The organism is Pseudomonas sp. 8209 (assembly GCF_028682105.1).
GTDB lineage: Bacteria > Pseudomonadota > Gammaproteobacteria > Pseudomonadales > Pseudomonadaceae > Aquipseudomonas > Aquipseudomonas palmensis.
Window position 1 is genome coordinate 1 of record NZ_JANIAH010000017.1, and the last position, 13,005, is coordinate 13,005.

General features: G+C 62.6%; 6 protein-coding genes. All 6 read left to right on the forward strand.

Going from position 1 to position 13,005, the window contains the following annotated elements; all coding sequences use genetic code 11:
• On the forward strand, positions 1 to 2,739 hold a 2,739-nt coding region (locus tag NP552_RS25715; protein WP_274097309.1), incomplete at its 5' end, for a condensation domain-containing protein.
• The gene (locus tag NP552_RS25720) at positions 2,736 to 5,891 is read left to right on the forward strand and encodes a non-ribosomal peptide synthetase (RefSeq protein WP_274097310.1); all 3,156 of its coding nucleotides are present in this window, start codon (positions 2,736 to 2,738) and stop codon (positions 5,889 to 5,891) included. The genes NP552_RS25715 and NP552_RS25720, both read left to right, overlap by 4 nt.
• Positions 5,892 to 6,197: 306 nt before the next feature.
• A complete protein-coding gene (locus NP552_RS25725; protein ID WP_274097311.1) occupies positions 6,198 to 8,726 on the forward strand; it encodes a TonB-dependent siderophore receptor in 2,529 nt (842 codons plus the stop codon).
• 187 nt (positions 8,727 to 8,913) lie between these two features.
• The gene (locus NP552_RS25730; protein WP_274097312.1) at positions 8,914 to 9,423 is read left to right on the forward strand and encodes an RNA polymerase sigma factor; all 510 of its coding nucleotides are present in this window, start codon (positions 8,914 to 8,916) and stop codon (positions 9,421 to 9,423) included.
• Complete coding sequence (locus NP552_RS25735; RefSeq protein ID WP_213607247.1) at positions 9,424 to 10,377, forward strand: FecR family protein; 954 nt, start codon at positions 9,424 to 9,426, stop codon at positions 10,375 to 10,377.
• Positions 10,378 to 10,483: 106 nt separating this feature from the next.
• Positions 10,484 to 12,997 carry a TonB-dependent siderophore receptor gene (locus NP552_RS25740; protein ID WP_253087442.1) on the forward strand — a complete coding sequence of 838 codons (2,514 nt, stop codon included), beginning with the start codon at positions 10,484 to 10,486 and terminating at the stop codon, positions 12,995 to 12,997.
• Positions 12,998 to 13,005 lie beyond the last annotated feature (8 nt).

Below are 13,005 nucleotides of genomic sequence, written 5' to 3' on the forward strand. Positions count from 1 at the left end.
GCCGAGTACGTGGCGCCGCAAGGTGATCTGGAGCAGAGGATTGCCCAGGTCTGGCAGCAGGTGCTGGAGCTGTCGCGGATTGGTCGCGACGACAACTTTTTCGAGCTGGGTGGCCATTCGTTGCTGGCTACCCAGGTGGTGGCGCGGCTGCGTCAGGTGCTGAGTGTCGAGGTGGGTTTGCGTGACCTGTTCGGCACGCCGACCCTCGGTGCCTTCGCCGCCTTGCTGGCTCAGCGCGATGGCCGGTCGCGCGCGGCGCTGCCGAGCCTGCAGGCCTACGGCGAGCGCGCCACGGCGCCGCTGTCGCTGGCCCAGCGTCGGCTGTGGGTGGTCGAGCAGTTCGCCGCGCCCAGCGGCGCTTATGGCATGCCCCTGGCGCTGCGCCTGGAAGGCGAACTGTCGGTGCCGCTGCTCGAAGCCAGCCTGGCGCAGTTGATCAGGCGCCATGAAGTACTGCGTACCGCGTATGTGGCCGATGACGACGGTGATCCACTGGCGGTGGTCAGCACAGACGTGCCGCTGCCTCTGCCGCTGCTGGATCTGTCGATGCTGCCAGCAGGGGAGCAGGAGGCGAGGGTAGCCGAGGCGATCGAGCACAATGCCCGCCAGCCCATCAGCCTGGTGCAGGCACCGCTGTTGCGTGGCCAGGTGATACGCCTGGGTCAGGAGCGCCACGTGCTGCTGTTCTGCATGCACCACATCATCTCCGATGGCTGGTCGCTGGCGCTGCTGAGCAACGAAGTGGTCGAGGCTTACGCCCGCCTCAAGGCCGGGATCCAGACGCCGTTGCCGCCCTTGCCCTTGCAGTATTCCGATTATGCCCAGTGGCAGCAGGCCCTGGAGCAGGCGGGAGTGATGCGCGAACAGGCTGCCTTCTGGCAGCGCACCCTGGCCGGTCACGACGGGCTGCTGGTGTTGCCGGCCGACCACCCGCGCAAGCCCCAGGCCAGCCATGCCGGTCGCGACCTGCACTTCAGCCTGCCGGCGGCCCTGCACGAGCAGCTCAAGGGCCTGTCACGTACCGCCGGGGTCACCCTTTACAGCACCTTGCTGGCGGCATTCCAGGTGATGTTGCACCGGCTCAGTGGCAGCCACGACGTGCTGGTCGGGGCGGACGTGGCGGGGCGCTCGCAGCCTGAACTGGAAGGCCTGATCGGCTTCTTCATCAACGTGCTGCCGCTGCGTTCACGCTGGCAGGAGCAGCTGTCGGTGCGCGAGTACCTGGCCCAGGTCCAGGACACCGCACTGAGTGCGTTCGAACACCAGGAGTTGCCATTCGACCAGATCGTCGAGGCTGCCGCGACGCCTCGGCACAAGGGCGCCAACCCGTTGGTGCAGGTGCTGTTCGTGATGAACAACCTGCCGGTGCGCCAGGCGGCGATGGACGCGGTGCGGGTCGAGGCACTGCCGATGGGCGGTGGCTACTCCAAGTTCGACATGGCCCTGTTCATCGACCAGGAGGCCGACCAGTTGCATGGCACCTGGCAGTACGCCAGCGACTTATTCCAACAAGAACGTATCGAGCTCTGCGTGAAAGGCTGGATGACCATTCTCGAACAGATGGTGCGTGATCCAGATAAACGTCTAGGGGAAATCAACATGCCTACCCATACCGCGGCCCCTGTGGCTGCGCCTGCAACACCCGCTGCACCGAGCAAGGCCGACAAACTGGGCAAGTTTCTGAAGAAGGCCCAGGGGCCGGCAGCGCGCCCTGCGGTAGCCGCCATGCGCGAGAGCCTGATGGTGCCGGGCCAGGCGTTCCCGCTGCTGTGGGAACCGACCGACCCTGGGCTGGACCTGATCCAGTGGATCGAGCACAACCGCCCACTGGTGGAGCACAAGCTTGCCCAGCATGCCGGCATCCTGTTCCGTGGTTTCGCCCTGCGCGATATCCACGCCTTCGAAGCCTTTGCCGAAGCCGTGCAGCCTGGCCTGTATGGCCAGTACGGTGACCTGCCGAAGAAGGAAGGCGGCAAGAACACCTACCGTTCGACGCCGTATCCGGAGAAGAAGATGATTCTTTTCCACAACGAAAGCGCGCATCAGGATCGCTGGCCGCGCAAGCAGCTGTTCTTCTGTGAGCAGCCTTCACCCGTGGGGGGCGCCACCCCGGTGGTGGACTGCCGTCTGATGTACCAGAAGCTGCCGACCGAGCTGCGTGAGCGCTTCGAGAGCAAGGGCCTGCTGTACGTGCGCACCTTTGCCGACAAGCTCGATGTGTCGTGGCAGCACTTCTTCAAGACCGAGGTGCGTGCCGAGGTCGAGGCGCGCTGCAGTGCGGCGGGCATCCAGTGGACCTGGCTGGATAACGACGAACTGCAGATCCGCACGCCGTGCCCGGCGATCATCAGCCACCCGGTCACGGGCGAGAAGAGCTTCTTCAACCAGGTGCAGTTGCACCACATCTACTGCCTGGACCCGGATGTGCGCGAAGACCTGCTGGCACTGTTCGGCGAGCAGCGCATGCCCCGCCACGTTTACTACGGCGACGGTTCGCCGATCAAGGACGAGGTCATGCAGCAGATCGGCGACCTGTACGAAGAATGCGCGGTGCGTTTCGAGTGGCGCAAGGGTGATGTGATTCTGCTCGACAACATGCTTGCCGCCCATGCTCGCGACCCCTTCGAGGGGCCGCGCAAGATTGTCGTGGCGATGGGCGAGATGATCGAACGCAGTGCCCTGGAGGCGCTGCCTGACACACAACAGCGGACGATGGCAAAGGACGAGGCGGGCGCATGAGCACGGCACAGCTGGAAACACTGGACACAGGCCTGGCCCTGCTTCCCGAGCAGGAAACCTGGGTCGCGGCATTGAATGCCGGTGCACGGCGCGAGGCCATCGCGCATTGCCTGCGCGTCGATATCCACGGCGAGCCGGATGTGCCGCGCCTGCAGCAGGCACTGGACAGCCTGCTGGCGCGACACGCCGCCCTGGCCATGCGCCTGGGCAGCGTGGCCGGCTATCACGGCCAGCGCCAGTTCATGCCCGAGGCATCGGCGCAGGCGTTCGACCTGCAGGTGCAGCCAGATGTGGCGCCCGAGGCGTGGCTCGCCGAACCCTGGCCTGCGGCAGGCCCGTACGTGCAGGCCTTGCTGTCGCGTGTGACGCAGGGGCGGTGGGTGCTGGTGCTGGCGCTGACCCGCTTTGTCGGTGATGCCGGCAGCCTCAAGGTAATGTTCGACGCGCTGGTACAGGCCTACCTGCACGCTGCTGCGGTCGACGACGAGGAACCGGGGCAGTTTGCGCAGTACCTGGAGTGGCGCAGCGAAGTGTTGTTCGACGAAGATGCCGACACCGCCAAGGCGTACTGGCAGGCGCACCTGCCGGCCAGCGAAGCGTGCGTTGCGCCCTGTTTGCCATACCGCCGTGCCACGACCCAGCCCGCAGCCGCGCTCAAGCTTGAGGCTACGCTGGAGGCGCCGTTGCAGGCTCAGCTGGCTGGCCTGGCGCAACGCCTGGAGGTAACGCTGGACACCGTGCTGCAGGCAGCCTGGTGGACGCTGCTGGCACGCATCAGCGGGCGCCATCGGTTTGTCGGCGGCTGGCGCCACGACGGGCGCAAGGATTACGCGTTCTTCGAGAACAGCATCGGGGTGTTCGAGAAAACCCTGCCGCTGGTAGTGCATGTGGATCAGGAGCTACCCTTCGAAGCGTGGGTTACCGACCTGGCGGCGCAGCTCGAGCAGCATGCGACCTGGCAGGAATATGCCGCAGGCAACCTGCCGGTGGCGTATGAAAACCCACTTTACGGCTTTGCCGCGCGCGCTGCCTTGCTGGAGCAGGTTGTCGGCACTGCGCAGTGGCAGGCGACCCGCCTGGCCGAAGCACAGCCCCGGTTCGAGTTGCTGCTGAGCGTCAGCGACACGGCCTTGCGTCTTGACGCCGAAGCGGGGCGCTACAGCCAGGTCGGTCTTGAAGTGCTGCTCGGACAGTACCAGGCGCTGCTGCACAGCATCGCCGCGCACAGTCGACAGGCCCTGGGCCGGCTCAACCTCTCGGGGGCTGCGGACAACGCCGCGCTGCTTGCCCTCAACCCCGCAGTGCGTGCGCTGGAAGACCGGGTGCTGTTACCCGAACGCATCGCCCAGTGGGCCGCCATCACCCCGGACGCTCCGGCGCTGGTCAGTGCCGGCGTGACCCTGAGCTACGCCGAACTTGAACAGCGCGTGGCACGCCTGGCGTTCGACCTGGTGACACTCGGCGTGGGCCAGGGTGGGCGGGTGGGGCTGGCCTTGCCACGTTCGACGCAATGGGTGGTGGCCATGCTGGCCTGTTGGCGGGTGGGCGCCGCGTACTTGCCGCTGGACCCGCAATGGCCGGTTGCACGGCAGTTGCAGATGCTGGAACAGGCACAGCCAGGCCTGGTGCTGACCGAGCAGGCGCAACTGGCCCAACTGGCCGGGCAGGGTGTGGTCGTGCAGGACATCGCGCTGCTGGGCCACGTCGACGGCGATGTGGCCAGCCCTGCGCTCAGTGCGACCGATGTCGCCTATGTGCTGTTCACCTCCGGCTCCAGCGGCACGCCCAAAGGCGTGGTGGTGGAGCATCAGCAGTTGCTCAACTACGTCGCCGGGGTGTGCCAGCAACTGCAACTCGATGCATGCCGTCACTTCGCCCTGAGTTCCACGGTGGCTGCCGACCTTGGCAACACCGCGCTGCTGGGCGCGCTGTACCTGGGTGCAGCGCTGCATGTAGCCGACGACGACAGCATCCAGTCGCCCGAGGCGTTCGCGCACTTCATGCGTGAGCAGGCCATCGACTGCCTGAAGATCGTGCCCTCGCACCTGGCCGCGTTGCTCGAAGCCCAGGCGCCGCACCTGCCGGCGACCCTGGTGCTGGGCGGTGAAGCGATCGGCGTCTCGCTGTTGCAGCGCATTGCCGAGATTCGTCCGGACTGTCGCGTGTTCAACCACTATGGGCCTACCGAAACCACCGTGGGTGTGTTGGTGCATCGGGTGACAGCGGCGGATATGGACGCAGGGAGTGTGCCCTTGACCGAGGTGCTGCCCAACAATCAGGTGCTGGTGCTGGATGAGCACCTTCAGGCGGTGGCCATTGGCGAACTGGGCGAGCTGTACATCGGTGGACGACAACTGGCGCGTGGCTACCTGAATGCGCCCGAGCAGACGGCACAGGTGTTCATCGAGCATCCGCTGCAGCCGGGTGAGCGGCTGTACCGCAGCGGCGACCTGGCACGCTACCGTCCCGAGGGCGGTGTACAGCTGTATGGCCGGCGCGACCAGCAGGTCAAGGTGCGAGGGTTTCGTATCGAACTGGCGGAAATCGAAGTGCAGCTGGCCAGCCTGGCGCAGGTCAGCGAGGCGGTTGCGGTGCTGGTCGACGCCGAGCCGGTGGCCTTCTTGGTGCTGCGTGAGGGCGCAGGTCAGGAGGCGGCTTCCGCAGTGACGGCGCAACTGGCCCTGAGGCTGCCGGCGCCGATGCTGCCACGCCATGTACAGGTGCTGGCGCAGATGCCGCGCCTTGCCAGTGGCAAGGTTGATCGACAAACATTGCAGCAGCGTCCGTTGGCCACTGCCGAGGTGGCCTGTGTGGCGCCGCGCGATGCCGTCGAGGAACTGCTGGCCAGCCGCATGGCGCAACTGCTGGGGCTGGAGCGCCTGAGCGTGGAGCAGGACTTCTTCGCTGCCGGTGGGCACTCGTTGCTGGTGATCAAGCTGGTGGCGGGCATTCGCAAGTTGCTGCAGTGCGATGTGCACCCCGGCGTGGTGTTCGACAACCCCAGCGTGGCAGCGTTGGCGCAGGCGTTGCGCTCGCAGGAGGCCGCCCCCGGGCAACTGGAAAAACTGGCGGCGGCACGGTTACGTCTGGACAGCATGACCCCCGAGCAGCGTGCACAGTTGCTGGCCAAGGCGCAGAACGCCAGCGCCTGAGGCGCGTCCGTGTTGCCGGAGCCCATCGACGTCGATGGGTTCCGTTCGCTGTGACGTTTCAGCTGCCGTGCAAGACGGTGCGCTATCTTTTTTCAGTATGTCTGTACTGAAAATGTGAACGATTCCTAAATTTTTCATTTTTAATTCGTCTTCCATTGGGTTCCACGAAGAATCCGATGGAAGTCCGGCCTGCGTGCCCCTTAGGCATTGGCGCGGAAGTGGCAGCAAGGAATGCCCATTGACTGATCAGTGGCCCTGAAGAGGCGACGATCTTCCGACGAATGATATCTGGGGTGATCCAACACTATGAAGGTTGAGCAAAAAAGGCGTGCACCACGTGTGCTGAAAAATTCACTGGCCACCTGGCGTACTTCGGCTTCCATCATCGTGTTGGGGTTGGCACTGGGTGCCAGCGGCGGTGTGTATGCACAGAGTGTGGCGGTCAATATCCCCGCCCAATCCCTGGAGAAGGCCCTGATCGATCTGGGCAACCAGACCGGTTTGCAGATTCTCTACGGGCCTGACCTGGTCACTGGCAAGAAGGCCCCGGCCGTGGTGGGCACCATGGAGCCGCAGCAGGCGCTGGAGCAACTGCTGCGCAATGCCGGGCTGAGGTATCGCATCGAAGACAACACGGTGTTGCTGACCAATGAAGCCGCTTCAAACTCTGCGCTGGAACTGGATACCACCACCATCCAGGGTCAGGGCATGGGGCAGATGACCGAGAATACCGGTTCCTATACGCCCAGCCTGACCAGTGTCGGCTCCAAGACCCCGACCAGCCTGCGCCAGACCCCGCAGTCGGTTTCGGTCATTACCCATCAGGTGATTCAGGACAAGGGCATGGTCGATTTGACCGATGCCATGAAGATGACGCCGGGTATCACTGTGCGCAACTCGAACGAGCGCATCAACGACTTCTACTCCCGCGGCTTTGCCATCGAGAACATCCAGATCGATGGTGCAGCCCCCATGGCGCTGGGCACTACAGCGGGCAGCTTCTATTCAAGCAAGGTCTACAACCTGGCCGAGTTCGATCACGTTGAAGTACTGCGTGGTGCTTCAGGCCTTTTTGGTGGTACGGGCGACCCCGGTGGCATCATCAACCTGGTGCGCAAGCGCCCATTGGACACCTATCAATTGAAGTTCGAGGCGTCTGCGGGTTCATGGGACAACTACCGTAGCCAGGTCGACATCACGGGGCCGATGGGCTTCGACGGCAAGCTGAGGGGGCGACTAGTAGCGGCCTATACCGACAGGCAGTACTTCATGGATGAGCGCAGTTCGCAGAGCCCTACGCTTTACGGCATCCTGGAGGCGGACGTGTTGCCCAGCACACGCCTGACCATCGGTGGACGTTCCGAGCGTATCAATGAGAACGGTGCCAGCGCCGGCCTGCCTCGCTACAGCGACGGCAAGGATCTTGGTTTGCCGCGCCATACCAACCTGAGCGAGAGCTGGGCGTTCCAGGACGGTCGGTCGGATGAGGTGTTTGCCAAGGTCGATCACGAGCTGTCGGATGACTGGAAGCTTAACGTCAGTTACACCCAGACTCAGGACTCCGGGTTGCAGAAGCGCGCGTTCAACGTGGGCAGTGTCAACCCGGTGACGGGCACCGGGGCAACGCGCTTCGGTAGTGTGGCGCGCTACCGCAGCGATCAGCAATTGGCGGACGTTAACCTGGCGGGTAAATTCAACCTGTTCGATCGCCAGCATGAGTTTTTGATGGGGGCAGATCATCAGCGAATCACCAGTCAATGGAGGGGCACCGGGCAACTGGCAGGCGCCTTCGAGCCAATCAACGTGTTCGATCCCGGTTCCACTCCGTGGCCAAACCCACCCACCACCAAGGATTGGCTGGCTGATTACAACCCCAATACCCAGATCCAGTACGGTCTCTACTCGACCCTGCGGCTGCAACTGGCCGAACCTCTGCACCTGATCGTTGGTGCTCGTGCGCAACGGTACAAGTTCTATCAGACGTATCAGGAAAGGGGCGTTGCACCGGCTTATCTTTCTACCCGAGAGCCCACCAAGGTGGTTCCATATGGTGGCGTGGTATATGACCTGAATGATGAGTGGTCGGCGTATGCCAGCTATTCGGAAATCTTCAAGCCACAGCAGAACAAACTTGAAGGCCCAACGCCTGCACCGGGTACCGAATCCAGCAATTCGATCGAACCCATGACCGGCAAGACCTACGAGACCGGTATCAAGGGGGAGCTGTGGGGCGGTGCCGTCAACACCTCCTTCGCTCTGTATTACACCAAGCGTGAGCACGAGGCTGTTCTGGACCCTGCTTATCCGGTAACGACCGTTCCGTTTGGTGGCAGCTGCTGTTATGTGACGCAGGGCGAAGTGGTCAGCAAGGGTGTGGACATGGAGGTCAGCGGTGAGCTGCTTCCCGACTGGAGCCTGATGGCGGGTTACACCTACAACCACAACCAGAATCGTAACGACGACACGGTGTTCAGCAGCCTGACCCCCAAACACCTGTTCAAGCTATGGTCCACATATCGTCTGCCAGGCGAATTCAATGACTTGAAAATCGGCGGCGGGGTGAACCTGCAGAGTGCCAATTATGTCAGTGGAACCGCAGCGGTGCTGGACAACACAGGTGCCGTCATTCGCAACGAAAGCTATGAATATCGCCAGGCAGGCTACGCCGTGTGGAACGCCATGGCCGAGTATCGTCTCGATGATCATTGGAGCCTCACCTACAACCTCAACAACGTGTTCGACAAGACCTATTATTCGACAGTAGGCTCTTCGGTTGCCGCCAACTGGTACGGTGAGCCGCGTAACCACATGCTGACGTTGCGGGGTACGTTCTGATAATCGGCACTCTTTTCGAAAGCCCGTTCTGATGCGGGCTTTTTTGTGGGCGGTGGCGGCTTAAACGGCGGTCGTCCGCTTCCTGCATGACGCCAATGTTTTTTGGTATTGCGAACGATTCTCAAAATTCGTACCCTAGCGCTCCCGCCACCTGTGCTCCTGCACATGGATCGCTCTGGAGTGTGCATTGGATAATCTGGATCGGTTGTTTCGCCTCTATCACCGCGAACTGCAGCAGATTGCCTACCGCCGCCTGGGCGATCGGGAAATGGCGGCAGACCTCACTCAGGACGCCTTCGTGCGTTACGTCGGCCTTGACCGTCAACAGCGCACGCATTCGATTGCCAATCCGCGCTTTTTCCTGATCCGCGTGCTGCGCAACCTGATCATCGACCTGGGGCGCAGCCGCACGCGGCGTGGGCCGGTCGGCTCGCTTGACGAGGTCGAGCATGAACTGCTCGATCCATGTCCGGGACCCGCCGCGCTGTTCGAGTTGCGCCAGCAACTGATGCTGTTGCAGCAGGCCCTGGACGAATTGCCCGTCAACTGCCGCCAGGCCCTGCTGCTCAATCGCCTCGAAGGGCTGGGCCATGCGGCCATCGCCGAGCGGCTCGGGGTCTCGGTGAGCATGGTCAGCAAGTACATCATGAGCACCTTGCTGCACTGTGCTCGACGCCTCGAAATGATGGATGACTGAATGAGGCGCGAGAGCAGCGGTTTTTGTTCAGGCAAGGCATCCACAGTGCTGACCGAGCAGGCCTTGCAGTGGTTGGTCGACCTGCATTCGGGCGACGCCGAGGCGCCTGCCTGGGACGCCTACCTGCAGTGGTGCGAAACATCACCGCAACACCAGCATGCCGCCCACGCGGCGGAGCGCCTGTGGGAGCGGCTGGGCAGTGCATTGGAGCGGCCGCCTGCATCGTCGCGCAGGGTGCCGTTGTTGGGTTTGACAATAGCCTTGAGCCTTGCGGGGGGGCTCTACTGGCAGGCTCAAACCCAAGGTTGGGTAGCCGACCAGGTGACCGCTCTGGGCGAGCACCGCACGTTGAACCTGGCCGATGGCTCGCGCCTGGAGTTGGCGCCGCACACGCGTGTGGATATAGATCTGGAAGGCGATCGCCGGGTGTTGCGTTTGTACGCCGGGGAGCTCTTCGTGCAGGTCGCAGCCGATGCACAGCGTCCGTTCGAGGTACTGGCTGGCAACGGGCGCATGCGCGCGCTGGGTACCGGCTTCGATGTGCGACGCGAGGGCGAGCAGGTGCGGATGGTGGTGACCGAGCATTCGGTGCGGGTGACGCTCGAGGGGGATGCGCAGGCTGTTGACGTTGACGCCGGCCAGGCGGTGCAGTTCGGTCCGCACGGCCTGGAGGATGCGCAAGCGGTGGATATCGCATCGGCAACCGCGTGGCGTCGCGACCGCCTGGTGTTCAACCAGCAGCCGCTGGGTGAGGTGCTGGAGCAGATCGGCCACTACCACCGCGGCCTGATCTGGGTGCGCGACAACGACCTGCGCCGCTTGCCGGTCACCGGTGTCGTTGCAACCGATGACACTCACGCCCAGTTGCAATTGCTGCAGCGCACCTTGCCGCTACGCGTGCGGCAGTTCCCATGGTTGACCGTGATCGAGCGAGACGACGCACGGCAAAAGTAGGGCCTGCGCAGAAATAATTGATTGTTGCCACTGTCGGGTTTCAGAGGGCTGACGTCTTTCCTTTCGAGATTGATTTTTATTTCGCTGATTTCAGCAGGGGAGCGTTATGCCGTATCTGATCAGACAAACCGCCTTGAGCCTGGCGATCGTGACAGCGAGCTGCGTGGGTGTCAGCCTACCGGCCAGGGCGGTGGATCACCAACACGCCGTTGAGCAGGTATTCGATGTTGCGCCAGGCCCGCTTGACCAGGCACTGACGCGGTTTGCCGATCAGGCGGGGTTGCGCCTGATGGTTGCCAGTGAAGTAGTGACCCGCCAGCATTCGCAAGGGCTGCACGGGCGTTACGCGGTACAGCAGGGGCTTGATCGATTATTGTTGGGCAGTGGCTTGAGCGCCAGGCTCAGCGGCGATGTGATCCTGGTCGAAAGAACTCCTGCGCTGGGGGCGGCGCTGGAACTCGGTACCACCACCATCCAGGGCCAGGGCATGGGGCAGATGACCGAGAATACCGGTTCCTATACACCCAGCCTGACCAGTGTCGGCTCCAAGACCCCGACCAGCCTGCGCCAGACGCCGCAGTCGGTTTCGGTCATTACCCATCAGGTGATTCAGGACAAGGGCATGGTCGATCTGACCGATGCCATGAAGATTGCACCAGGCATTACCGTGCAGAATTCCACCGACCGGCTGTCGACCTACTTTTCTCGAGGTTTTGCCATCGAGAACATCCAGATCGATGGAGCGGCGCCCATGGCCCTGGGTACCACGGCAGGCAGCTTCTACTCGAACAAGAACTACAACCTGGTAGAGTTCGATCACGTCGAAGTCCTGCGTGGGGCCTCGGGTCTTTTCGGCGGCACTGGCGATCCGGGCGGCATCATCAACCTTGTGCGCAAGCGCCCATTGGACACCTATCAATTGAAGGTCGAGGCATCGGCCGGTTCCTGGGACAACTACCGTACGCAACTGGATGTCACCGGCCCTATGGCCTTCGACGGAAAACTGCGCGGACGATTGGTCACCGCCTACACGGACCGGCAGTATTTTCTCGACGAACGAAGCACCGAGCTGCCCACGATCTACGGTGTGCTCGAGGCCGACGTGCTGCCCGGCACTCGCCTGACCGTGGGCGGGCGTTACGAGCGTATTCATGAAAACGGTTCGGGAACCGGGCTTCCGCGTTTCAGCACCGGCGGTGATCTGGGCCTGCCACGCCATACCAACCTGAGCCAGAGCTGGGCTTATCAGGATGGCCGCTCGCAGGAACTGTTCGCCAAGATCGACCATGAATTGTCTGACCGCTGGAAAGTGAACCTGAGCTATACCCAGACGCAAGATGTGGGTATGAAAAAAGGCTCCTTTTCCGTGGGCGCGCTCAACCCGGTCACCGGGCTCGGCCCGATGTGGCTCGGTTCGAACTCTCGCTATCGGAGCGACCAGCAACTGTGGGACGTGAACGTTGCCGGAAAATTCGACCTGCTGGGCCGTGAGCATGAATTCCTCATGGGCGCCGACCATCAGCGTATCACCAGCCGCTGGCAGGGTACGCCACAATTGGCCGGTGCCTTTGGCGCCATCGATGTCTACGACCCGAAGTCGACCCCCTGGATCGAACCACCTATCCGCAAGGACTGGGTCAGCGACTATGACCCCAACTCGCAAGTGCAGTACGGGCTCTACTCCACGTTGCGGATGCACGTTGCCGATCCGCTGCACCTGATCGTCGGCGCCCGGGTGCAACGCTACAAGTTCGACCAGGTCTACCGCGAGTTCGATGGCAGCACCGGGGCGTGGTCAGTGGCCTCGGACGTGTCGGTCCGTGAACCGACGAAGGTCGTGCCCTATGGCGGTGTTGTGTATGACCTGAATGAGGAGTGGTCGGCATACGCCAGCTACTCGGAAATCTTCAAGCCGCAGCAAAGCAACCTTCAAGGACCGCTGCCGGGAAGCCCGGTCGAGGCCATGACCGGTGAAACCTATGAAACCGGTATCAAGGGCGAGTTGTTCGGCGGTGCGTTGAACACCTCGATCGCGCTGTACTACACCAAGCGCGAAAACCAGGCCGTCGAAGACCCTGCCTACCCGTTGACCTCGGTGCTGTTCGGAGGCAACTGCTGCTACCTGACCCAGGGCAAGGTGGTCAGCAAGGGCATCGACCTTGAGGTCAGTGGTGAGGTGTTGCCGGACTGGAGCGTCATTGCCGGCTATACCTACAACAACAACCGTAACCGCAACAACGGTGATGTGTTCAGCGGGGTCACGCCCAAACACCTGTTCAAACTGTGGTCGACCTACCGTCTGCCGGGCGACTTCAATGACCTGAAGATAGGCGGTGGGGTCAATCTCCAGAGCGCGAACTATGTCAACGGTTCGGCATCGGTACTGGACCCTGCCACCGGCGCAGTGGTGGGCAACGAGCGCTACGAATACCGCCAGGCCGGCTATGCGGTGTGGAATGCCATGGCGGAGTACCGGCTTGATGATCACTGGTCGGTGCTTTACAACCTCAACAACGCGTTTGACAAGAAGTACTACTCCACTGTCGGCTCCTCGGCACTGGGCAACTGGTACGGCGATCCGCGCAATCACATGCTGACGTTGCGTGGTACGTTCTGGTAATCGCCAAC

Bases quoted from the DNA above. Each gene is read 5' to 3' on its own strand.
- NP552_RS25720 (WP_274097310.1), top strand. From the start codon at position 2,736: ATGAGCACGGCACAGCTGGAAACACTGGACACAGGCCTGGCCCTGCTT.
- NP552_RS25725 (WP_274097311.1), top strand. From the start codon at position 6,198: ATGAAGGTTGAGCAAAAAAGGCGTGCACCACGTGTGCTGAAAAATTCA.
- NP552_RS25735 (WP_213607247.1), top strand. From the start codon at position 9,424: ATGAGGCGCGAGAGCAGCGGTTTTTGTTCAGGCAAGGCATCCACAGTG.
- NP552_RS25740 (WP_253087442.1), top strand. From the start codon at position 10,484: ATGCCGTATCTGATCAGACAAACCGCCTTGAGCCTGGCGATCGTGACA.